General features: G+C 62.5%; 21 protein-coding genes. 9 read left to right on the top strand and 12 right to left on the bottom strand.

The genetic code is table 11. The annotated features are described in order from the left end of the window. Window positions 1–2: 2 nt before the first annotated feature. From OKW37_RS32840 to OKW37_RS32850, 3 genes are all read right to left on the bottom strand, one after another. Complete coding sequence (locus OKW37_RS32840; protein WP_090806416.1) at window positions 3–1,241, bottom strand: ABC transporter substrate-binding protein; 1,239 nt, start codon at window positions 1,239–1,241, stop codon at window positions 3–5. Window positions 1,242–1,335: 94 nt separating this feature from the next. Beyond that, window positions 1,336–2,754 carry a GH1 family beta-glucosidase gene (locus tag OKW37_RS32845; protein WP_429403414.1) on the bottom strand — a complete coding sequence of 473 codons (1,419 nt, stop codon included), beginning with the start codon at window positions 2,752–2,754 and terminating at the stop codon, window positions 1,336–1,338. 67 nt (window positions 2,755–2,821) lie between these two features. Further along, window positions 2,822–3,088: a hypothetical protein gene (locus OKW37_RS32850; RefSeq protein WP_429403415.1), complete on the bottom strand. Its 267-nt coding sequence runs from the start codon at window positions 3,086–3,088 to the stop codon at window positions 2,822–2,824. Between OKW37_RS32850 and OKW37_RS32855 the strand changes: the two genes are divergently transcribed. Continuing rightward, window positions 3,075–3,461 carry an ester cyclase gene (locus OKW37_RS32855; RefSeq protein WP_187630114.1) on the top strand — a complete coding sequence of 129 codons (387 nt, stop codon included), beginning with the start codon at window positions 3,075–3,077 and terminating at the stop codon, window positions 3,459–3,461. The two genes, OKW37_RS32850 and OKW37_RS32855, sit on opposite strands and share 14 nt — an antisense overlap. Window positions 3,462–3,702: 241 nt before the next feature. On the opposite strand, the gene OKW37_RS32860 is transcribed toward OKW37_RS32855, so the two are convergent. Together OKW37_RS32860 and OKW37_RS32865 are read right to left on the bottom strand one after the other, a co-directional pair. After that, window positions 3,703–3,858, bottom strand: a complete 156-nt coding sequence (locus tag OKW37_RS32860) for a hypothetical protein (RefSeq protein ID WP_184065349.1) — start codon at window positions 3,856–3,858, stop codon at window positions 3,703–3,705. Between the two features lie 82 nt (window positions 3,859–3,940). After that, window positions 3,941–5,185 carry a DUF1479 domain-containing protein gene (locus OKW37_RS32865; protein ID WP_429354082.1) on the bottom strand — a complete coding sequence of 415 codons (1,245 nt, stop codon included), beginning with the start codon at window positions 5,183–5,185 and terminating at the stop codon, window positions 3,941–3,943. Between the two features lie 95 nt (window positions 5,186–5,280). Here OKW37_RS32865 and OKW37_RS32870 point away from each other — a divergent pair, with 95 nt between their 5' ends. The 5 genes from OKW37_RS32870 (at window position 5,281) to OKW37_RS32890 (ending at window position 10,026) form a co-directional block, all read left to right on the top strand. Beyond that, a complete protein-coding gene (locus OKW37_RS32870; RefSeq protein WP_429403416.1) occupies window positions 5,281–6,273 on the top strand; it encodes a helix-turn-helix domain-containing protein in 993 nt (330 codons plus the stop codon). A gap of 180 nt (window positions 6,274–6,453) precedes the next feature. Beyond that, window positions 6,454–6,837 (top strand): nuclear transport factor 2 family protein, encoded by a 384-nt coding sequence (locus OKW37_RS32875; RefSeq protein ID WP_090810122.1) that lies wholly within the window; start codon window positions 6,454–6,456, stop codon window positions 6,835–6,837. A 104-nt stretch (window positions 6,838–6,941) separates the two neighbouring features. Then, window positions 6,942–7,889: a lactate/malate family dehydrogenase gene (locus tag OKW37_RS32880; RefSeq protein WP_090806422.1), complete on the top strand. Its 948-nt coding sequence runs from the start codon at window positions 6,942–6,944 to the stop codon at window positions 7,887–7,889. Between the two features lie 52 nt (window positions 7,890–7,941). Further along, on the top strand, window positions 7,942–9,420 hold the full coding sequence (locus OKW37_RS32885) for a DASS family sodium-coupled anion symporter (RefSeq protein ID WP_429365232.1): 1,479 nt from the start codon (window positions 7,942–7,944) through the stop codon (window positions 9,418–9,420). A gap of 147 nt (window positions 9,421–9,567) precedes the next feature. Further along, window positions 9,568–10,026: an MEKHLA domain-containing protein gene (locus tag OKW37_RS32890; protein WP_429403417.1), complete on the top strand. Its 459-nt coding sequence runs from the start codon at window positions 9,568–9,570 to the stop codon at window positions 10,024–10,026. 393 nt (window positions 10,027–10,419) lie between these two features. Here OKW37_RS32890 and OKW37_RS32895 read toward each other — a convergent pair whose 3' ends face one another. The 5 genes from OKW37_RS32895 to ftrA form a co-directional block, all read right to left on the bottom strand. Continuing rightward, complete coding sequence (locus tag OKW37_RS32895) at window positions 10,420–10,830, bottom strand: hypothetical protein (protein WP_429510024.1); 411 nt, start codon at window positions 10,828–10,830, stop codon at window positions 10,420–10,422. A gap of 66 nt (window positions 10,831–10,896) precedes the next feature. Then, entirely contained in the window at window positions 10,897–11,625 is a 729-nt protein-coding gene (locus tag OKW37_RS32900; RefSeq protein ID WP_429403419.1) for a M35 family metallo-endopeptidase, read from the bottom strand. 39 nt (window positions 11,626–11,664) lie between these two features. Further along, entirely contained in the window at window positions 11,665–12,075 is a 411-nt protein-coding gene (locus OKW37_RS32905) for a hypothetical protein (RefSeq protein WP_429403420.1), read from the bottom strand. 630 nt (window positions 12,076–12,705) lie between these two features. After that, window positions 12,706–13,917, bottom strand: coding sequence for a DUF2252 domain-containing protein (locus OKW37_RS32910; RefSeq protein WP_429403421.1), 1,212 nt, complete (start codon window positions 13,915–13,917; stop codon window positions 12,706–12,708). Window positions 13,918–14,243: 326 nt separating this feature from the next. Beyond that, window positions 14,244–15,203, bottom strand: a complete 960-nt coding sequence (gene ftrA, locus OKW37_RS32915) for a transcriptional regulator FtrA (RefSeq protein ID WP_429403422.1) — start codon at window positions 15,201–15,203, stop codon at window positions 14,244–14,246. A 119-nt stretch (window positions 15,204–15,322) separates the two neighbouring features. Here ftrA and OKW37_RS32920 point away from each other — a divergent pair, with 119 nt between their 5' ends. Together OKW37_RS32920 and OKW37_RS32925 are read left to right on the top strand one after the other, a co-directional pair. Next, window positions 15,323–15,778 carry a rhodanese-like domain-containing protein gene (locus OKW37_RS32920; RefSeq protein ID WP_429403423.1) on the top strand — a complete coding sequence of 152 codons (456 nt, stop codon included), beginning with the start codon at window positions 15,323–15,325 and terminating at the stop codon, window positions 15,776–15,778. 152 nt (window positions 15,779–15,930) lie between these two features. Then, window positions 15,931–18,015 carry a putative bifunctional diguanylate cyclase/phosphodiesterase gene (locus tag OKW37_RS32925; protein WP_429403424.1) on the top strand — a complete coding sequence of 695 codons (2,085 nt, stop codon included), beginning with the start codon at window positions 15,931–15,933 and terminating at the stop codon, window positions 18,013–18,015. Here OKW37_RS32925 and dapA read toward each other — a convergent pair. Further along, the gene (dapA, locus tag OKW37_RS32930) at window positions 18,008–18,901 is read right to left on the bottom strand and encodes a 4-hydroxy-tetrahydrodipicolinate synthase (protein ID WP_429403425.1); all 894 of its coding nucleotides are present in this window, start codon (window positions 18,899–18,901) and stop codon (window positions 18,008–18,010) included. The genes OKW37_RS32925 and dapA overlap by 8 nt on opposite strands. Window positions 18,902–19,339: 438 nt before the next feature. Here dapA and OKW37_RS32935 point away from each other — a divergent pair, with 438 nt between their 5' ends. Continuing rightward, a complete protein-coding gene (locus OKW37_RS32935) occupies window positions 19,340–20,632 on the top strand; it encodes an aspartate carbamoyltransferase (RefSeq protein ID WP_184049474.1) in 1,293 nt (430 codons plus the stop codon). 19 nt (window positions 20,633–20,651) lie between these two features. Here OKW37_RS32935 and OKW37_RS32940 read toward each other — a convergent pair whose 3' ends face one another. Beyond that, on the bottom strand, window positions 20,652–21,512 hold the full coding sequence (locus OKW37_RS32940; protein ID WP_184065382.1) for an alpha/beta hydrolase: 861 nt from the start codon (window positions 21,510–21,512) through the stop codon (window positions 20,652–20,654). Between the last annotated feature and the right edge of the window lie 72 nt (window positions 21,513–21,584).

The following is a 21,584-nucleotide window of genomic DNA, read 5'->3' on the forward strand; positions in this document are numbered from 1 at the left end:
GCCTAGCCCTTCAACGCGCTGGCGAACGCTTTCTGCGCGTCGTCGACGGACTCGTTCTTGTTCCAGAAGTTCGTCACGACGTCAGTCAGCGCACCCTGCATATCGGGCGACAGCAGCATTTCCGGATTCGGCAACTGGCGCGACTTGTCCTTCATGATCGCGATGCCCTCCTTGGCGCAGACGTCGAGGCTGCTTTCGTCGACGTCAGACCGGATCGGAATCGAGCCCTTCTTCGCGCTGAACGCGACCTGCGCGGACGGCGAGGTCATCACCGTGGCGAGCAGATTCTGCGCCTTGATCGCCGACGCGCTGTCGGTCTTCGGGAACACGAAGACGTCGCCCGCGACCAGATACGGCGAACGCGGACCGAAGCCCGGGAAGCAGCCGAAGTCCTTGCCCGCCGTTTGATTCGCCGCGACGAACTCGCCCTTCGCCCAGTCGCCCATGATCTGAACGCCGGCCTTGCCCGAAGTCACGAGCGCGGTCGCGTCGTTCCAGTTGCGGCCAGGCGAGCCCGGATCGACGAAATCGTGCAGCCGCTTGAACGACACGAGCACCTTCTTGAACGCATCGGAGTTCACCGCGTTCTGATCGTGATCGCGATAGACCTTCATATACAGGTCCGGGCCACCCACATCGGCGAGCACCGCATCGAACGTGATCTTCTCCTGCCACGGCTGGCCGCCGAACGCGAGTGGAATCACGCCCGCGCTCTTCAGCTTGCCGAGATCGGCGATGAATTCGTCGTAGCTTTTGGGCTCGCTCGCGATGCCCGCTTTCTGGAACACCGGCTTCGAGTAGAAGAACCACGCGGGCATATGAATGTCGACCGGCGCCGCGTAGAAATGGCCCTTCACGCGGATACTGTCGAGAATCGACTGCGGGAAAATGCCGTTCCAGTTTTCTTTCGCGGCGACGTCGTCGACGTTATTCAGGAGTCCCTGGTCGATCAGATCGTGAAACTGCTTCGACGTATTGAACTGGGCGGCGGTGGGTGGATCGCCGCCGACGATCCGGTTGATCGCGGTGGCACGCGCCTGATCTCCGCCGGCGACTGCGTTGTCGACCCATTGGCCACCGGCCTTGTCGTACGCGACGGCAAACTGCCGAATCGCGGCCGACTCGCCGCCCGAGGTCCACCAGTGAATCACGTTAGCCTTGAGCGGTTCCGCATGCGCGACGACGCCATACAGCGCCAGTGCCGCAACTACGCCTCGCAAGACCATTCTGTTGCTGTTCATTCCGTCTCCTCCAGGCTCAGTGCCCGTGTGTCAAGTCGAAATACCAATCAGCTCCACCCGGCTTTACATCGTTGCTGCGTCGTTTTAATTGTGTTTATTGCGCTTGCGCGTTGCGATCTTCGAGGAATTTCGACACCAGCTCCGCGCTGCGCTTGACCGTACGCTTCTGCGTTTGGTAGTCGACGTGCACGATGCCGAAGCGCCGCTCATAGCCGAAAGCCCACTCGAAGTTGTCCATCAGCGACCACAGGAAATAGCCGCGCACGTCGACGCCCGCCTTGATCGCCTGATCGACCGCGGCGAGATGGCGCCTCAGGAACGAGATGCGCTGCGTGTCCTCGACGCGGCCGTCGATCACCTTGTCGTCCGATGCCATGCCGTTCTCGGTGATGTAGATCGGCGGCAGATTGGCATAGGTATTCCTGAAACCGGTCAACAGATCGCGAAGACCGTCAGGGTAAACCTCCCAGCCCATCTGCGTGCGCTCGACACCCTCGAGCGGCACCTCCTTGAAACCGTGCCCACCGTCGCTCGCCACGTTGGTGCGGAAATAATAGTTGATGCCGAGAAAATCGAGCGGCGTATTGATCGTCTGCATGTCGCCTTCGAGCACGAGCGGCTCGCTGCCCGGCCACAACTCGAACAGGTCTTGCGGATACTCGCCCTTCAATAGCGGATCGAGAATCCACGCGTTGTGCTGAACTTCGAACAGCTCGGCCGCGCGACGGTCGGCGGCGCTGTCGCTATTCGGCGTGCCGCGCCCGACATTCGCGACGATGCCCTTGTGCGAGCGCGGATCGTTCGCGCGCAGCACCGGAATCGCGAGACCGTGCGCGAGCAGCAGATGATGCATGGCCTGCGCGGCGAAACGCAGGTTCGAGAGTCCCGGCGCGTGATGGCCGTTGCCGTACCCGAGGTACGCCGAACACCACGGCTCGTTGAGCGTCGCCCACGCATCGACGAGGCCGTGCAGCTCGCGGCTCATCAGATCCGCGTAATCGACGAAACGGTACGCGGTTTCGCGATTGAGCCAGCCGCCGCGATCCTCGAGATGCTGAGGCAGGTCCCAGTGATAAAGCGTGACGAAAGTCGTGATGTTCTTCTCTTTGAGCCGTCCGAGCAGGCGCTTGTAGAAGTCGATCCCCTTGCGGTTCGGCGTGCCGTTTTCGTCCATCACACGCGGCCATGCGGTCGACAGACGGTACGCTTCGAGGCCGAGGCCCGCGAGCAGGTCGACGTCCTGTTCCCAGCGATGATAGTGATCGCACGCGACGGCGCCGGTGTCGCCGGCCAACACCTTGCCCGGTGTGGCCGAGAACGTGTCCCAGATCGACGGCAGGCGGCCGTCTTCGTTGACCGCGCCTTCGATCTGATACGACGCGGTGGCCGCGCCGAGCAGGAAATCCTGGCGCCACAGCGACGAATCGGCAGGCGGTGTGAATGGATCGGAATGCGGTTCGCGGTGAGCGGTTGGACGGGCGGCGTCGATGACTGCGGATGCGTCGTTTACCACGGATTCTCTCCTGCCGATGAGATCGTTGAACCGGGTGTGGTGGAGCTCAAGGCGCTGGCGTCCGGACTTACTGTGAACGCTTAAATGGAAGCGCTTCCACACTGTCCAGCGAACGATAGCAGCGGGGAAATCGGCGCAGCAATCCGGGTTTGTCTGGAGGGCTTTCTGGCATGCGCGCGAGGGTGATGCGGCGCGCATCGAGGGTATTCGACTGCAACGGATAGTTGCGGCTTCCGACGAAAATTCCTGGCAGCCGTGCAACGCAAAGTCTCGGATCGCCGACAATCGGCTTATCCACTGAAGCATGGAAGACGATTGCGATGAGCGAATTCAATCTGTCGGAACTCTACCGCGGCTATATCGCCTGCCTGAACACGCAGGACTGGTCAAAGCTGCGAGACTTCGTTGGCGAAGACGTGAAGTACAACGGCCAACGAATCGGTTTGTCGGGCTATCGCGAGATGCTGGAAAGAGACTTCCGCGACATTCCCGACCTGCGCTTCGAGATTCAGATGCTGGTTTGCGAGCCGCCACATATCGCAAGCCGATTGCATTTTGACTGCACACCCATCGGCATGTTACTTGGGCTTCCCGTGCAAGGAAAACGGGTGGAGTTTTCCGAGAACGTCTTCTACGAGTTTGGTGACGGCAAGATCCAGCAAGTCTGGTCGGTCATCGATAAAGCCGCGATCGAGAGTCAGTTGTAGCGGCTCAGGGACACGCGTGTCGCTCGCGTGCATCTTTTTGTGCGCGCGGAGACGCCCCGTCAGCGAGGCTGTCACGGAGCGCATCGCTCCGGCAAACCTCCGTCTCCGTTGAAGTCGCTATGCGCGGCACTCATGGCAAAACCGAACTCGCGCGCCAATTCTGCCATGTGGGAACTGCCGCGGTTATCAGAAACGCCCGCATTTCACTTCGATTCTTTTTTTATCGGGCGAATGCGCTCGTCTATGGCTTGTCGTCCTCGCTATCGGGGTCGATGTCGGGATCGAGCGGCGGCTCATCCGGGTCCTGCGATGGGCCGAGGTCGGGCAGATCCGTCTGCACGACGTCGGACTGATCCGGGCGGATCGGGTTTTCGTCCTTGTTCGGTGTGGTTGCCATGGCCGGTCCTCCTTAGGTCGTTGCCATGCTGAAGCGGCAGCAAGTTCCGCTCCCGATCCAGACGCGGCCATGCCCGTTCCAGTCACAAGTCGAAGCCCATTTGCGCACGGCCAAGCTCGGTGAGATCGTCTGGCGTCGCGCGGCCGACGAAATCGACTTCGAAATGATCGGCCGGAAAATCCGGCGGGCTCCTGCCTTCGAGAAAGCCCGGCAGTTGCCGCTTCAGATACGCATCGTTCTTCGCGCAGCCCGGCAGCGAAGCGATATACATCACGTTGCTATAGCCGTTGCCGCGATGCGCGTCCTCGACCGCGTGAATGACGTCGCTATGCCAGAACACGGTGTCGCCCGCCTGCATCAGCGGAATCGACGACAGCGCATGAAACAGCGGCGCGTGATAGTCGGACTTGATCGACAGCGCGCGCCCCGGCAGCGCTCCGCACAGATCGTCTTCGGCGACATCATCCTGAAGCGCGCGCAACAGGATGTAGACCATCGAGTTCGCCATTGGCACCAACTGCAGCGTGCCGTCGCCGGGACCCTGCGGCGTCAGCGCGGTCCAGCCTTGAAACGTGCGGAACATCGAGCAGACGGCCGGCGATGCGATCTCCTCGACTTCGGTTCGCCACGCGGCGTCGAACGGATCGTAGTCGCGCCAGTGGCCCGAGAACACATGGCGATAGACCTTGCGGAAGTTCGGCTCGATCCAGCGCTCCACCGAACCGCCGTCGCAATGCGCCGACAACCCGAGCGATTCCGATCCGGGCGGCCGACGGCGCAGGCGGTCCGCATACACCGGCACATGGTTCGGATCGAAATGCACGCGCCCTTCGCTTTCGGTGCGCCACAGCCGGTTCAGGAACACGCGGGCCTGCGTGAGCTCGGTCGATTGCCGCGCGAGCACCTGCGGTTTCGACCAGTACACACCGTAGATTTGCGGCTTGCTCGAGGCGAGCTGCCCAAAGTACTTGTCTTCCGCGCGATTCTGCAGCTTTGCGTCGAGGTCGTTGCGCTCGACGTAGTCGGCGATGTCCTGATCCCATTGCTCGACGAGCGACCGGCCGAACACCTTGCGGATCACACAGGCGCCGCGAGCTTTGACGAGCGCGATCTGCTCGTCGGTGACCCGGTTCGCCACGATGTCGGCGAACTGGATTTCCGGAATGACCGGCTCGCCGCGCTCACGCAGCGTCGCGATTCGCTCCGCCTCCTTCGTCATCGCCGCTTCGACGTCGGCGAACACGTCGCGGTAGTTCGGCAGCATCGCGCGCAGTTCGCGCTTCGCTTGACGGATGGCTGCCGGCAGGTCGTCGATTTGCAAGGCCATGGCATCGTCTCCATATGGTTTCTGATGCTTGAAGCGTACGCGAACGATCGCCGCCTGCGTAATACTATCCGGTCAAAGATTTGACGATTTCGGACATGAAAGCCGCTTTTGAACATGTGGATTTTGGCCGGGACTGTTCGGTCAGGGTTTACCACCGCCGGCTGCCCCGCATCCCTTTCGAATGGCACCACCATCCCGAGTACGAGCTGACGCTGACGATGAACAGTCAGGGCAAGCGGTACATCGGAGACTCCGTCGCGACCTACGGCGCGGACGATCTGGTGCTGGTGCCGCCGAATCTGCCGCACACTTGGGCCTCGAACCGTTCGATCGACGCGGCGCACCCGCAGGTCGCGATCGTCGTATGGTTCGACGGCGCGTGGGTGCGGCGACTCGCCGATGTCTGCCCCGAATACAACGGACTTTGCGACCTGTTGCGCAGAGCGGCCTGCGGCCTCGCGTTCGAAGACGGTGCCGGCACACGCATGCGCGAACACCTCGACCGCCTGCTGTCCGACAAACCGCGCGAACGCTTGCAGGCGGCGCTCGATGTACTGGATCTGCTGTCGGCGCTCCCCGCCACGCCGCTCGCGTCCCCAAGCGCATTCGACGCGCGAACCGGAACGCCGACTGGCCACGAATCCGATCAGATCAATCGCGTGCTCGCGTTGATCGAAACACAGTTCGCGCATCCGCTTCGGCTTTCCGCGCTGGCCAAGGCGTCGGGGCTTTCCGAGCGCTCGTTGACGCGGCATTTCACGCAGCATCTTGGCGAGAGCGTCGGGCGCTACGTGACGCGCGTACGAATCGGCCACGCATGCCGGATGTTGACCGATACGCAAGTGCCGATTTCCGTCATTGCGACGCGCTCCGGATTCGCGAACGTCGCGAATTTCAACCGGCAATTCAAAGCCGCCAAGGACATGACACCGGTTGAGTTCAGGCAGCAGTTCGCGGGCGCGCGGCGGGCGGAGCAACAGATGTCGCCAATGCTCACCGAGCGCTCGCCTTCTCTGCAGAGCGTTCGCAACAAAGGAGACGGCAAGCGGATGTCGCGGCCCGCGCGTGCAAGCCGGCAGTCCGAATGACCGGACTACTCGGCGAGCAATCCCTGCAGGCGCCAGACATTTTTTGCACGTCCGGGGGAGTACTTGCAGCAAGGGTGGGGCCAGGGATTTTATGGCGCAGACTATGCGCTGGCGGCGAAATTTCAACGCGACGGCCACGCGCGGCTGGTCGACTGCAATACCCGACTCTGGAGGCACTCCATGAACGAACAAGCGATACGTGAAGCCTTGAACGCACACTGGCGAGCGTCGGCGGACGGCGATCTCGACGCCGAACACGCTATCTACGCCGACGATGCGATCTGCGACTATCCCCAATCAGGCGAGCGAATCCATGGACGAACCAATTTGCAGGCTCTGCGCGGCCATCATCCCGGCAAGCCATCGGGTTTCGCGATCAGGCGCATTCAAGGCGAAGGCAATCTGTGGATCACCGAGTACACGATCAACTATCAGGGGCGCATCGCTTACACGGTCAGCGTGATGGAGTTCCGCGAAGGCAAGGTCGTCCACGAGACGCAGTATTTTGCTGATCCGTTCGAGGCCCCGGATTGGCGGAGTCAATGGGTTGAGCGGACCGCGTGAAAAAACGCGCCGCGGCCGTGTAGGACCAAGGTCCGATTGATGACAAACGCGCGCATGCGACTATGCTTCGAGGGGGCTGAAGCCCGAACTTGACGAGGTTCGCTATGCGGCAGGCCAAGATCGTTATCGTCGGCGCGGGGCTGGTCGGGGGATCGGCAGCCCTGTTCGTGGCGTTGGCCATTCCGAGTGCGAAAGTCGTCATCATCGATGTCGCGCGGGTGCGTGCTGAGGGACAGGTTCTCGATCTCGCCCACGCCGCGGCATTCTGGGGGCACAGCCGTTTTCGCGCAGGGGACTACGAAGACGCGCGTGACGCCGACATCGTCGTGATCACGGCCGGCGCCGGCGTCAAACCCGGCGAGACTCGCCTGCACCTTGCCAGAACCAATGCGGACATCGCGACCGAAATCGTCGGGCGGATCGCGCCGCTCGCGCCCGACGCCATCTATCTGATCGCGACCAACCCATGCGACGTGCTGACCGGCGCCGTTTACGACCAATTGCGTTGCGAGCGCGAGCGCGTCATCAGCACGGGAACCTCGCTCGATACCGGGCGGCTGCGCTCCCTGCTGTCCGAACGGCTCGGCGTGGTGGCCTCCGCGATTCACGCCTATGTGCTCGGCGAGCACGGCGAATCGGCCGTGATCCAGTGGTCCGCCGCAACGGTCTGCGGCATGCCCCTCGAAACCTTCCTGACGCGCAACGGCAAGGAGCTGGGCCCCGCCAGCAGGGATCTGATCCTGCGCTCCGTCCACGAGGCGGCGAAGCTCATCAAGGAAGGCAAAGGCGCCACCCATTACGGCATCGCCAGCGCGATAGGAAGGATCTGCGAGGCCATCGTGCACGACACCGATCTGATTCTCACGGTTGGCATCGTCCAGCCCGAAGTGGAAGGCGTACCGGACGTGTGCGTGTCGCTGCCAATGGTCGTCAATGGCGCGGGCGCGCGGTTGATCGCCTATCCGGAACTCGACCCTATCGAGCGCGAGACCTTGCTAGGTAGCGCGCGCATTGTCAAGGACGCGACGGAAAGCGTGCTCCACGTGCGGTGACGCCTTCCCGCGCACTCCGAAAAAACCCAACCACGCCGGCACGAGGTCCATCATGGCTCCTACACCTGCCAAGGTTTCACGGCCCACCAGCTCGCCTCCCGCCACGCCGAAGCCCTCGGTCGGACTGCCGGCCGGCGTCTGGAAATATCTGGTACCGATCGCGGTCGGCGTCGCGCTGTGGTTTCTGCCCGCGCCCGCCGGCCTCCAGCCGAAGGCGTGGCATATGTTCGCCGTGTTCGTCGCGACCATTGCCGGCATCATGACCGCCCCGCTGCCGATGTCGGTGGTTGCCATCATCGGCTCGACCATTGGCGTGCTCGTCGGCGTTCTGTCGTTTGCCGACGTCACCAAATCCACCGGCACCGACCTCGTATGGCTCGTGATGCTCGCGTTTTTCATTTCACGCGGCGTGATCAAGACCGGCCTTGGCCGCCGGATCGCGCTTCTGTTCATGCGATTGCTGGGAAAGCGAACGACGGGGCTCGGCTACGGGCTCGTGTTGACCGAACTCGTGATCTCCCCCGCGATGCCGAGCATCACCGCGCGCGCGGGCGGCGTGATGTTGCCGATCACGCGAGCCATTTCCGAAGTGCTGGGCAGTCACGCCGACGATCCGGAATCACGCGTGAAGGTGGGACGCTACCTGATTCTCTGCGCCTTCCACGCGAACATCATCACGGCGGGCATGTTCATCACGGCAATGGCGGGCAATCCGCTGGCGGTCAGGCTGGCCGCGGACCAGGGCGTGTCGATCAGCTGGCTCGACTGGGCGGTGGCGGCGTCGATCCCCGGTCTGCTGTGCCTCGCCGTGATTCCGATCGCCATGCTGTGGATCGCCCCGCCGCAGGTCAGACGCACCCCCGATGCCACCGACCTCGCGCAACGAGAGCTCACGACGATGGGGCCCATCTCGGTCAAAGAAATCATCATGGCGTGCATCTTCGTCGGCTTGCTGGTGCTGTGGGTGTTCGGCGACGATCTCGGCGTCGGCGCGACGCTCGCGGCGGCGATCGGCGTTTCGTTGCTGTTCATCAGCGGCGTGCTGACCTGGCAGGACGCGCTGAACGAGAAGTCCGCCTGGGACACGATGATCTGGATCGGCCTGCTCATCATGCTGGCCTCCAAGCTCAACGAATATGGCATGGTGAGCTGGTTCGGCAAGGAATTCGGCGCGCATCTCGCGGGCTTTCCGATGCTGGCGGTCTATATGATGGTGGCGGCGATCTACGTTTACATTCACTACTTTTTCGCCAGCGCCACCGCGCATATCAGCGCGCTGTTTCCGCTCTCCATGGCACTGATGGTCGCCGCCGGTATCCCGCCCTTCGTCGCCGCAGTCTCGCTCGGGATTCTGAGCAATGTGAATGGCTGCCTGACGCAATATGGCATCGGCTCCGGTCCCGTCATGTTCGGCGCGGGCTACGTGACCCAGGGCGAATGGTGGAAGGCGGGATTTTTGATGAGCCTGTTTTACATGGTGGCCTGGCTGGTCGTTGGGCCGCTTTGGTGGAAGGTGCTGGGGCACGTATGAGAGATTCGCGCCGGAGCAAGATGGAGCGCAAAGTTCCAGATCGAGTCTAATTGGATGACATAAGGCCGCGAAACTTCGCTTGCAGATGCTGTATCGTGAGCGCCTACGCCCTTGCATAGGTCCACGATCTCCGTCCCGACGTCTCAGATGATTCCGCTCCACCGCAACTCAGCTTTCTATCAGCTCCTTGCCGACAGCTACGCCCAGCGGCTTGGTCGTCCGCTGGTGCCGCAGGCCATGCCCGTGGACGAAGCAACCGAATGGCTCTACGAGAGTGCCCCATTCGCGGTACTCGCGCACAACACCGATCCCGACCCGCTCTTTATTTACGGCAACAAGGCCGCACAGCGCCGCTTTGGATACAGCTGGGATGAAATCATCCGACTGCCGTCCCGACTCTCGGCCGAGGCCCCGAACCGCGAGGAGCGGCAGCAATTCCTGGCACGCGTCCAGCGGCTGGGCTACGAGGCGGGCTACAAGGGCGTGCGTGTCACTAAGTCCGGCCAGCGCTTCATGATCGAGGAAGCCACGCTGTGGCAACTTCGCGACGCGGACGGCAAACTGCACGGCCAGGCCGTTGTCATCCCGCGGACGCGCGACATCTGATCTCATGCCAACGGTTGATGCGTGAGCCTACTGCCGCGAAACCACGAGACGAGATACCCGCGACGAACACCTTCGTGGGGTCGATCTGATAGCGCTGAAGTTTTGTGATCGTGGACGTGGCCGATCCGGCGTCCGCGAGGGGGCTCGAGGTGGCGGCTAACGCTTTTGCCTGTGCAGATGCTGCCGGTCCACTTACATCCGTACTGGCCGAATCACCACCGCCCCGCATCCGAGGAGACCGATCGCTGACACGGTTGCCGACGCTAACCGTTGGCCTAACGTCATCGTCATCATGGTCGAACTGCTCATCGTTCACAGCAAGTCCCAGCAGTAGGGGCGAATGAGCAAGATTGCGGCTCGGCCGAAGCAGTGCCTTTAGGTGGCAGCAGAGGCCTACTTGATTGCCTTGCTTGTCGGCGTCATGCGCGGATCGTCGCACAGTCGCTGGCAGCCACCCTTGCATAACGGCATGAGACCCACGCTAAGCTGTAGATATCCACTGCGCCCAGTGCTATCTTTTGGATAAGGCAATTTCTCCAGATGAGTGTCAACATATATATATGGCGGCTTTATACCAAGTTCAATCAAAAATTCTTTTAGCAGCTTACCCCGCGACTCTGCCAGTTCTTTAGCATTGGCTTCCCCAACGTAAGCGTTTGCGACGATTTGGGCTTGAATCTCAACATTCGGCCATTGCCGGGCATTCAATACCATGCTCACCATTTTTAGGCGGTAGGCATTTGGAATTCCTTGGTAGTTCAGTGGAACGCTTTCGATCAAATCTTCTGATATCGTACAAGCCATCAATTGCTGCGATACAGCAAAAGAGAATACAAAAAAAAAACGGATAAAATAATTTTTTTGATCATATTACCAAATCTTCTTTTCGGAAAATTCACTGAGGGTATCAAAATGGGCAATATAGCATGCGAAATTGTCTGCATTCCTGCATGCCCCCTCTGGATCAGTTTGCGCCCAATAACCAATACCAGGTCCAAAACCATAAACTACATCGTCTGAATCGAATGTATCGACATAGTGCGTACATTCATGAATCAAGACCTTCAACTTGCAATTTGTCGAAACATCAACATCAGGAAGGGTACAAAAATGTGGATAGATTGCGATTATTCTACGTGCCGAATCCGGCTTGCATACTGCCGCATCGTTGCCCCCTCTATCGGGAGCTATTGCACACGAAATCTGCATGCCCTTCTGTTCGTCCCACCGAATGATCTTCTCGGGTTTTAGCTGCTGCATCGCGGTTGCGAGCCTGGGCAGGCCGAAACTCAATCGATTGTGGATAAATTGATCGCTCCGGCCAAACCAGCGTTTCACCCGGTCTTGCGTCGGTTTATCCCACCGCGCAACATCAGCAATACGCTCATTTATTAGAATCAACGCTGTGTCTCGCAAACGCATTATTAGCTTTCGAAACTCGGCGTTGCTCATATTTTCACATATTGGCAACGTATTGATTACGACATTGGATATTGAACCAGGAGTTGTATTGGTGATGGCTGCGCCGACCTCGATCCATTCTTCATTCTCGTCGGTCTTGAGGTATTGGCTATTTTTGCTCAAAAAGTCATTTGTCATCTGTTCTCTCATAATAAAAGACTTACCTGCTGTCCGCCGCTATGACCCGGCAACATCGATAAAAACCTGCTTTGCGTTACCTGTTGAAACACGCTGGGTGCGCCCCTGAGCATCTGTGACGCCTTTCGCAAGGACCCTCGAACCGACGCGTATCCGGTAACGCACCCCCGCCTGGCGCTTGCCAGTGGAGTCTCTTAACTCGAACTGCTCATTGAACCGTTTGGGGGCACGCTCGCGACAATCGCACGCCCATGCGTAACCCAGTGCTTCGGCCATGTCGTAACCGTTTGAATACGACTTCAGCCTATCGAACGGAAACCATTCGCCGGTTTCGGCGTTCAGCGCCATGGCGAACGGCATTGGCGGGAAGTTTGAGTAGATTGAATAGGTGATACGGCAAAGCTGGCACTCTTCCTTGCCGCCGGTTTCATCCTGTTTCTGCTGTCCCATTTGACCTCTTCTGATTTTCCAGAAAACACCCGCCGAATTAACCATCTAAAGTGGGTCTCGGTCAACGACATTAATTTGAGATTAAAACTTTTTGACAAAAATTCACGATGAACTCGGGCATCTCATTTTTAAGCTCATCTTTCGGATGAGTCTCTTTTACATCGTTGCATGGCTGGTTGTTGGCCCGCTCGGGTGGAAAATGCTGGGCATATATGAATGATTCGCGCCGAGTCTCGGGATGCATCGAACGTGGGCATCGCCGCACTATTCACACCATGTTGCCACCGGAACTCTGCCGCCCAACACGTCGAAATGAGTCGATCTGAAAAGCGACGGAGCCGATCTTCAATGCACCTTCGGTGGTCGACAGGAATCCGACCGTGCGCCGTCGAAAGCTGGGAACGCTCGTTCGGAGTTCGACCGGCCGGGCCCTATCACAGCAATGGCTTATCGGAGAACTCGATGGCTACGAACACTTCAGTGTGGTGATGGATTCGGTTCAGGAGATCGACTATCTCGATCTGTCGACGAGAGGGGCACGCGTGGCACGGCCATTGGATCGCGCCGTGAACGAAGCTTGCACGTTGTCACCCTCTACTTACCGCGTCTTCAATCCCCCGCCGATCATCCCTAGAAACCGCCAGTCTCGAAGGTTCCCCGATCATAAGCTTCGCAATAAGCCTTCCAGTCTGCCGCGACCTGCGCCTCACACTGCGTCGCAAGATCGATCAACGGCAGTTGCCAATCGCGCCGACTGCCAAACGCGATCAGATCGTCCGCGATCGCCGACTTCTGCCGCCCTCCGCTGCGCAGATGCGCCCACGCGCTCAACTCGGCCATGCTGTTGATCACTGCCTCGAGCCGCGGCAGCTTGCCGTCCCAGTCGGCAAGCGCGACGCGATCTTCCGATGGCTGCAAACTCCGCAGCACATAGGAGCGCTGGTTGAATTCCACCGCGTGCAAAAAGGCCTGCGAGACCGCCTGATTGCGCCGCTGCACTTCGACGACACGCTGTGCCTCGGTCCGCCACTTCGGCTGCGTCGCCGTCACGTGCGCACTCACTGATGACGGCAGCGCCTCTTTCAAATCGATCAGGTAGTTGCCATCGGGCGAGCCCTTGCCCTCGACCAGAATCACATAGCGATCGACACCGAGGCTGCCCGTCCCCGCAATGCGGTGCGCGACATCGAGCGTGCGGTAGAACTCGGGATTCGGCTCCGTCACCGCGAACTGCTGCATGAACTGCGCGACCGCGGCACGCCGTTCATCGCTGACGGGCAGCGCTTTCTTGCCGTCGACCTTCAGCATGCGCGTTTTGCCCTTGAGCACCGTGCGCCGGTCCAGATGCGCGGCGCGCGTGCGGCTCACGAGCGCGACGAACAGATCGCGCACCATGCCGGTCGCGGTCTCCGCTTCGATCCAGCGCGACTTGCCGTACGCGAGCGCGGCGCCGTAGGCATCGAGCGCGGTGTGGCACAGCGCGAGCGCTTCAGCGCGGCTCAGCTTCAGGTTGGCCGCGCCGACCAGCACGCTCGTCAACAGACGCACCAGCTCGTACGGAACCGGCGCGAGACAGGCTTCGTCGAAGTCGTTGTTGTCGAAGTAGACGAGGCGATTGTCGCCCTTGTAGCTGCCGAAATTTTCGAGGTGCATGTCGCCGCAGATCCACACGTGCGGCGCGTCGTCGAGTACGTTCGCGCGCGGCAGACGCGCATAGAACAGATGGCAGGTGCCGCGCAGAAACACGAACGGCGAGCCGCGCATGGCTTTGTATTTCATCGCGAGTCGTTCGGGGTCTCGCCCGGCGTTGAAGTTGGCGATGATCTTTGCGATATCGGACATAGCGGGTTCCGTTGAATGGGCAAGCTCGACGTGAGCTCCATGCCTGCTGCTGTGACCTCGGAGGGTGCCGCGAATTCAATGCGGGTTCAACCCGGATGCAGTGACGTGGCTGTCGTTGCTTGTCGCGGCAGTGGCGATCGGTGGGCTGCTTGCCTACGGGTATCGCCAGTGGGCGCGCTCGACAGGCTCGAACTTCGAGTTCTATGCATCGTTGTTGGCGTTCAACGCGACCGCGCTCCTGTTGCTGACGAACGCGCTATGGTGGTTCGAATACATGTCCAATGTCATCAATGTGTCGCATCCATTGTGCTTACGATCTGCTGGACTCACCCCTGCCCACCGAACCTGCGCCGATACGCCCCCGGACTCGTCAACGCGATCCGGCGAAAATGCCGCCGCAACGACTCCTCCGACCCGAACCCCGCCAGCTCGGCGACGCGCGCCATCGGCAGCGGCGTCGCGGCTTCGAGCAACTCACGCGCAAGCGCGACGCGCTCCCTGACGAGCCATTCATAAGGCGCCATGCCGGTCGCGTCGCGGAACTGCCGTTGCAGCGTGCGCGGGCTCATCGCCGCGCGCCCGGCGAGCGAGCGCAGCGTATGCGGCTCGGCCGCATGGCTGCGCACCCAGTCCATCAGCTTCGCGATACGTCCGCTTTCATCGGGCGGCATCGGGCGCGGCACGAACTGCGCCTGGCCACCCTCGCGATGCGGCGGCACCACGAGCCGTTGCGCGACGCGATTCGCGACCGCGCCGCCATGATCGCGCCGCACCAGATGCAGCAGCATGTCGAGCCCGGCAGCCGATCCCGCCGAGGTGATCACCTGCCCTTCATCGACATACAGCGCGTCGGGCTGCACACGCAGTTGCGGATAGCGCTGCTGCAACTTGTCCGCGTAGCGCCAGTGGGTCGTCACGGTCTTGCCGTCGAGCACGCCGGCCGCCGCGAGCACGAACACGCCCGAGCAGATCGAGCAGAGCCTCGCGCCGCGCTCGTAAGCCGCGCGAAGCTTGCGCAGCAGCGCGGCCGGCGGCACCTCGTCGGCATCGCGCCAACCCGGAATCACGATCGTGTCGGCGCTCGCGAGCAGCTTCAGCGTGTAGGGCGCGGCCAGCGTGATGCCGCCCGCCGCGCGGATCGGACCGGGCTCGCTCGCGCAGACCGCGAAGCGATACCACGGCACGCCGAGCTCGGGACGCTCGAGCGCGAACAGTTCGATCACGCAGCCGAATTCGAAGGTGCAAAGCCGGTCGTAGGCCAGCGCGACGACGAGATGATTGTGCATGGCGCAATGTTACCGAAGATTGACGATCACGCCACTTACCGGGCGACCCGCCGCTCATCACAATCGACCGTGCCTGAAACGCGCGCGCCGCACCACCTAATCAACTCACCCCTGCTGCCATGACTCACGACAACCTCACCACCGTCCCGAACGCCGTCACCGCGATCCCCGCCGCCGACAGCGCCGCCGCGCTCGCGCACTTCCAGGCGTCGCTGCGCTTCGAAACCGATTGCACCGACGTCCACGCCGCGCTCGCGAGCGGCGCGCCCGGCTTCGTGCTGCTCGACGCGCGCAGTCCCGCGCTGTTCGCGCAGGGCCACGTGCCGGGCGCGCTGAATCTGCCGCACGGCAAGATCGTCACGTCGAAGCTCGCGGCTTATGCGCCGGACACGCTGTTCGTCACCTACTGCGCGGGCCCGCACTGCAACGGCGCGGCGCGCGGCGCACTGCGGCTCGCGCAGTTGGGGCGGCCCGTCAAGCTGATGGCGGGCGGCGTCACCGGCTGGCTGGACGAAGGCTTCCCGCTGAGCCGCGAGGACGCCGATCCGCCGTCCGATCCACGCTCCGATGCATAGCGTGACTCGCAATCCGACACGCGTTCCAGCGCGGCATCCGCCGCCGTCCGCGCGTCGGCTTTGCCCCCTGTTCGCAAATCGCAAATAAGTTAAACAAAAGTTCGAAAGGTGCCGATAACATGTCCAGCCGGACTCTTCCCGGCGGACCCAATATGCAGAGTTCATATAATTTCTGGCTCGTCGCGATTTCGTTCGCGGTCGCGACCCTCGCGTCGTACACCGCGCTCGATCTGACGGGCCGCATCTTCCTGCTCGGCTCGACGCGCCGGCGGCACGCATGGCGGCTCGGCGGCGCGTTCGCGCTCGGTGTCGGCATCTGGTCGATGCACTTCGTCGCGATGCTCGCGTTCTCGCTGCCTATCCCGCTCGGCTACGACCCGGCGACGACCGCCTGCTCGCTGGCCCTCGCGATCGGCGCTTCGTATCTGGCGCTCTCGCTGACGACCCAGCAGCGCCTGACGCCGGTCCGGCTGCTGATGGGCGGCGTGGCGATGGGGATCGCTATCGCCGGCATGCATTACACCGGGATGGCGGCGCTGCGCATGGCGCCCGCGATCCACTACCAGCCGGCATGGTTCGCGGCCTCGATCGCGATCGCGATCAGTGCGTCGAGCGCCGCGCTGTGGATGGCGCGCGCGCTCAGCAACGAACACGAGCGCCATATCGCGCGCAAACGTCTCGCCGCGGCGCTGGTGATGGGCGTCGCGATCAGCGGCATGCACTACACCGGCATGGCCGCCGCCGACTTCGCGCCGGGCGCGATCTGCGGCGCGGCCAACGACATGAACGCGCGATGGCTCGCCACCTCGGTGATCCTGCTCACGTTCGCGGTGCTGATCGTCACGCTGATGCTGTCGCGCTTCGACGTGCGCACCACCTTCCTGCTCGGCGCGGTGTCGCGGCTGAACGGCCAGATCGTGCGGCTCGCGACGCTCGACGCGCTGACGGGCCTGCCGAACCGCGCGACGCTGACCGAGCGGATCGAACGCGCGATCAGCGGCGCGCGTCGCCAGCGTACGTCGTTCGCGGTGCTGTTCATGGATCTCGACGGCTTCAAGACGATCAACGATTCGCTCGGTCACTCGGCTGGCGACGCGGTGCTGTCCGCATTCGCGCAACGCCTGCAGCAATGCGTGCGTTCGAGCGACACCGTCGCGCGGCTCGGCGGCGACGAGTTCGTCGTGCTCACGGAACATCTTACGTGCGGCGACGACGCGGCCGCGCTCGCCGACGGCGTGCTTCACCGGATGCGCCAGGGCACGTGGAGCGACGAACAACCGCTGCAGGTGATGCCGAGCATCGGCATTGCGCTCTATCCGCGCGATGGCGACAGCGTCGAGACGCTGCTCCAGCACGCGGACGCCGCGATGTACGAAGCGAAGCGCGCCGGCCGCGGCACCTACCGCTTCTTCGAGCGCAGCATGAACGAGGCCGCCACGCGCACGCTGCGGATCCAGCAAGTGCTGCACGACGCCTTCGCGAATGATCGTTTCTCGCTGCTGTTCCAGCCGAAGTTTGAGCGCGGCGGCGACGCGCTCGCGGGCGCCGAGGCGCTGATCCGCCTGCACGATCCGGAGATGGGCGCGCTGATGCCGGCCGAGTTCATCCCGGTCGCCGAGCGCTCCGGGCAGATCGTGCAGATCGGCTACTGGGTCGTGCGTGAAACCTGCCGGCGCATTCGCGGCTGGATCGAACAGGGCCTGCCGGCGATGAAGGTGGCGATCAACCTGTCGCCGCGTCAGCTGTTGCAACCGGACCTCGTCGAGACGATCCTCGACATCGTCAGGAGCGAGGGCGTCGCGTGCGAGCAGATCATGTTCGAGATCACCGAGACCGTAGCGATGCAGGATGCCGCGCGCACCGTCGAAGTAATCCGCGCGTTTCAGGCGAGCGGCTTCGACATCTCGATCGACGACTTCGGCACCGGCTATTCGAGCCTGGCGTATCTGCAGCGCTTCCAGGTGAAGCAGTTGAAGATCGATCGCTTCTTCATCAACGGTCTCGACGCGAACGGCGCCGCGGGCAGCGCAATCGTGTCGGCGATCATCGCGCTCGCGCACTCGCTCGAAATGGACGTGGTCGCCGAGGGCGTCGAAACCCAATCGCAACTCGACAAGCTGTGCTCGATGATGTGCGACGAAGTGCAGGGCTACCTGCTCGGCAAGCCGATCAACGCCGACGACTTCGGCGCAATGCTCCGCGGCAGAACGATGGCCGCAAGCGGCGTCTCTATCTGAGCAGCGTCTCCCCCAACGCCGCGAGCCGTTCGGTCAACGCCTCGCTCGCACGCGTCATCGGCAAACGCAATTCGTTGCGCACCCATCCCCTCGCCGCGAGCAGCGCCTTCACCGGCGCGGGATTCGGTTCCGCGAACGCGAGTTGGATCTGCGGCACGAGCGCGTGAAAAATGCGTCGTCCTTCGTCGAGCTTCCCCTGCGTCAACGCGCGATAAAGCGCGATGAAACGCTCGGGCCGCCAATGCGCCGACGCCGCGATCGCCCCACTTCCACCCGCGCACACCGTCGAGAAGAGCTCCAGGTCGTTGCCCGCGAGCACTTGCAGACGGCCGTCGCGAATCAGCGCGAGCGTCGTGTCGAGCGAACCGGCGCAATCCTTGATCGCCTGAATTCGCGGATGCACGGCGAGCGTCAGCAGCGTGTCGAGGTCGAGCCGCACGCCGGTGCGTTGCGGAATATCGTAGAGCACGACGGGATGCACGCTCGCGTCCGCGAGCGCGCTGAAATGCGCGACGATGCCGTCCTGCGAGGGCCGTGTGTAGTACGGCGCGGCGATCAGCACGCCGGCAATCGGCAACGGATTCAACTGCTCGATCCGCGCGCGCATGCTCGCCGTGTGATTGCCCGAGACGCCAACCAGCACCGGCAACGCGCGCCGCTGCGGCGACGCGCTGACGGCTTGCACCGCGTCGAGAATCGTCGCGAGCACGGCGTCCTGTTCGGCGGCGTCGAGCGTGGCGGGCTCGCCGGTCGTGCCGAGCGCGACGAGCCCGGCCACGCCGGCCTCCGCATAGCGACGCACCAGCGCACGCAACGCGGCGTGATCGACGGCGCCGTTGGCGAACGGCGTGATCAGCGGAATCCAGATACCCGAGAAATCAGACATGTTTTCTACCTCGATGACGACCGTATCGATTCCGGGTCAGCGGTGCGAGGGAGAACAGAGGAGACAGCCGCAGGCGGGCGGTCGACCGGTCGTTCCGTCGCACATCTGACGACGGAACAGCGTGCTCCGGTCAGATGAGCGGCTGTTTTTTGGCTTTGGCGCCGACGTTGCGCGAAACACCGATCGCGCGTACGACCGCCGCGCTCGCCAGAGCGACGCGGGCGAAGGTCGAAGAACGGAGCGGGAACGTGGGTCCGGAGTGCATGGACCGCAGTGTAACCGCGAAACCCGCGTCGCAGGGTCTTCGGCGCCTCGCGAACCAGCTCGCGAAGGAAAACGCTTGACTTCTACGCGCCGGAAACTAATATACGCACCGCGTACATCAACGCGTTTTGCTGCCTTACTCCCGCCGACCCCACTTTTGCGACAGGTGCCCTCATGAGCGTTCCGCAACAAGCCTTCCTACGCGATGCGATGCGTCGCCTGAACATGACGCGCGATACGTTCGCTAACCGCATCGGCGTGTCGCGCCGGGCGCTGGATACGTGGCTGCTGCCGGACGACTCGCAGGAATCGCGGGCGATGCCGGAAATCGTCGAGCGTTTTGTGTCGGAGATCGTCGCGAACACGGAGCCGGGCGAAGGATATACGCAAAGCGTAGACTCGCAATCGCTAGCAAGCCAGATTCTGTTCGAGGGCAAGCCGCAGCTGCTGTCGGTCGATCAGTTTTCGCGCGACTCGGTCGAGGCGCTCTTTCGCGTCGCCGACATCATGCAGCCGATCGCCCGGCGCCGCAAAATCTCGCGCGTGCTCGAAGGCGCGGTGCTCGGCAATCTGTTCTTCGAGGCGAGCACGCGTACCCGTGTGAGCTTCGGCGCGGCGTTCTGCCGGCTCGGTGGCTCGGTGTGCGACACGACCGGCTTCACGTTTTCGTCGATGGCGAAGGGAGAATCGATCTACGACACGAGCCGGGTGATGAGCGGCTATGTCGACGCGCTGGTGATCCGCCACCCGGAGCAAGGCTCGGTGGCCGAATTCGCGCGCGCGACCAACGTGCCGGTGATCAACGGCGGCGACGGTCCCGGCGAGCATCCGAGCCAGGCGCTGCTCGATCTCTACACGATCCAGCGCGAGTTTTCGCGGCTCGGCAAGATCGTCGACGGCGCGCACATCGCGCTGGTCGGCGACCTCAAGTACGGACGTACCGTGCATTCGCTCGTGAAGCTGCTGGCGCTCTATCGCGGCATCAAGTTCACGCTGATTTCGCCGCCGATGCTCGAATTGCCGGGCTATATCATCGAGCAGATTTCGCGCAACGCTCACGTGATCGAACAGACGCATGACCTGCGCACTGGCTTGCGCGGCGCCGACGTCGTATACGCGACGCGCATCCAGAAGGAGCGCTTCACCGACGAATCGTTCGAAGGCTACACGCCCGACTTCCAGATCAACCAGGCGCTCGTCGATAGCGTGTGCGGCGCCGACACGCTGATCATGCACCCGCTGCCGCGCGACAGCCGGCCCGGCGCGAACGATTTGAGCACCGACCTCAATCACGATTCGCGGCTTGCGATTTTCCGGCAGACCGACAACGGCATTCCGGTGCGGATGGCGATTTTCGCGGTGCTGCTCGGTGTCGACAAACAGGTCCAGCATTCGATGCGCGATGCCGCGTGGCGCCCGCCGGTCTACCTAGGACCGGACGACGCGGTGTTTCACGGAATCGATTGACGCGGATAGCCGTCTGCCGTCAGGCCGCGGCCGCGGCCCGCGCGTCACGCATTTCGCGCACCGCCTGCCTGAACGTGCCGGCAAAGAACAGCACCTGATATTTGACCGCGTTCGACCAGTACTTCCACGTATGGCCGCCGGGCCGCTCGGCGTAATCGTGCGGCACGCCGAGTTCGACGAGCCGCTCGTGCAGCAGCCGGTTCGACTGCACGAGCGAGTCGTTCACGCCGCAATCGATCGTCAGCGCGATATGGTCGCGGCCGAAATCCTCCGCACTCGCGACGATCGCCTTGCTGTTCCAGAAGTCCGCATATTGCATCGGGTCGCCGAACACCCGCTCGATGCCGGGCTCGTCCTCGCTCCCGCGCGGGTCCACCGCACCGCTGATGCTGCCCGCCGCGCCGAACGCGTCGGGCCGGTCGAGCGCAATGCGTAGCGCGCCGAAGCCGCCCATGCTCAAGCCCGTGATAGCGCGCGCCTGCTTCGTCGCGATCGTGCGGAAATGGCTGTCGATATAGGCCACCACTTCCGTACCCACGTAGGTTTCGTAGCGGCTGCGCGGATCGACGGGGCTATCGATGTACCAGCTGTCGCGGCCGCCGTCGGGCATCACGAGGATCACGTGATAGCGGTCGGCGAGCTTGCCGATATGCGAATTCGCGGTCCAGTCCGTGTAATCGCCGCCCGAGCCATGTAGCACGTAGACGACCGGAAAGCGCGCGGCCTGGTTGCCACGCGCGTATCGATCGGGCAGTACGATGGTTGCGTCGAACGTACGATGCATCGCCGCGCTCGGAATCGTGACGACGCGCGACTGGAACGCCCACGCCGGCGATGCGATCAGCATCAGAATGAGCCAGAACGTATGGACTGGATTCATGGTGAGTCGCCCCTTGCGCTTGCTTCCGGCTGCTTACGTTCGTCAGGCGTCCGAAGAAGAGCGCCCCGGCAT

Source organism: Paraburkholderia sp. MM5482-R2, from assembly GCF_050436125.1.
Lineage (GTDB): Bacteria > Pseudomonadota > Gammaproteobacteria > Burkholderiales > Burkholderiaceae > Paraburkholderia > Paraburkholderia tuberum.

Coding starts and splice junctions, on each gene's coding strand:
- ftrA (WP_429403422.1), bottom strand. CDS start 15,203: ATGCACAATCATCTCGTCGTCGCGCTGGCCTACGACCGGCTTTGCACC.
- OKW37_RS32855 (WP_187630114.1), top strand. CDS start 3,075: ATGAGCGAATTCAATCTGTCGGAACTCTACCGCGGCTATATCGCCTGC.
- OKW37_RS32935 (WP_184049474.1), top strand. CDS start 19,340: ATGAGCGTTCCGCAACAAGCCTTCCTACGCGATGCGATGCGTCGCCTG.
- OKW37_RS32925 (WP_429403424.1), top strand. CDS start 15,931: ATGCAGAGTTCATATAATTTCTGGCTCGTCGCGATTTCGTTCGCGGTC.
- OKW37_RS32920 (WP_429403423.1), top strand. CDS start 15,323: ATGACTCACGACAACCTCACCACCGTCCCGAACGCCGTCACCGCGATC.
- dapA (WP_429403425.1), bottom strand. CDS start 18,901: ATGTCTGATTTCTCGGGTATCTGGATTCCGCTGATCACGCCGTTCGCC.
- OKW37_RS32900 (WP_429403419.1), bottom strand. CDS start 11,625: ATGACAAATGACTTTTTGAGCAAAAATAGCCAATACCTCAAGACCGAC.
- OKW37_RS32895 (WP_429510024.1), bottom strand. CDS start 10,830: ATGGCTTGTACGATATCAGAAGATTTGATCGAAAGCGTTCCACTGAAC.
- OKW37_RS32865 (WP_429354082.1), bottom strand. CDS start 5,185: ATGGCCTTGCAAATCGACGACCTGCCGGCAGCCATCCGTCAAGCGAAG.
- OKW37_RS32860 (WP_184065349.1), bottom strand. CDS start 3,858: ATGGCAACCACACCGAACAAGGACGAAAACCCGATCCGCCCGGATCAG.
- OKW37_RS32910 (WP_429403421.1), bottom strand. CDS start 13,917: ATGTCCGATATCGCAAAGATCATCGCCAACTTCAACGCCGGGCGAGAC.
- OKW37_RS32905 (WP_429403420.1), bottom strand. CDS start 12,075: ATGGGACAGCAGAAACAGGATGAAACCGGCGGCAAGGAAGAGTGCCAG.
- OKW37_RS32880 (WP_090806422.1), top strand. CDS start 6,942: ATGCGGCAGGCCAAGATCGTTATCGTCGGCGCGGGGCTGGTCGGGGGA.
- OKW37_RS32890 (WP_429403417.1), top strand. CDS start 9,568: ATGATTCCGCTCCACCGCAACTCAGCTTTCTATCAGCTCCTTGCCGAC.
- OKW37_RS32940 (WP_184065382.1), bottom strand. CDS start 21,512: ATGAATCCAGTCCATACGTTCTGGCTCATTCTGATGCTGATCGCATCG.
- OKW37_RS32870 (WP_429403416.1), top strand. CDS start 5,281: ATGAAAGCCGCTTTTGAACATGTGGATTTTGGCCGGGACTGTTCGGTC.
- OKW37_RS32875 (WP_090810122.1), top strand. CDS start 6,454: ATGAACGAACAAGCGATACGTGAAGCCTTGAACGCACACTGGCGAGCG.
- OKW37_RS32840 (WP_090806416.1), bottom strand. CDS start 1,241: ATGAACAGCAACAGAATGGTCTTGCGAGGCGTAGTTGCGGCACTGGCG.
- OKW37_RS32885 (WP_429365232.1), top strand. CDS start 7,942: ATGGCTCCTACACCTGCCAAGGTTTCACGGCCCACCAGCTCGCCTCCC.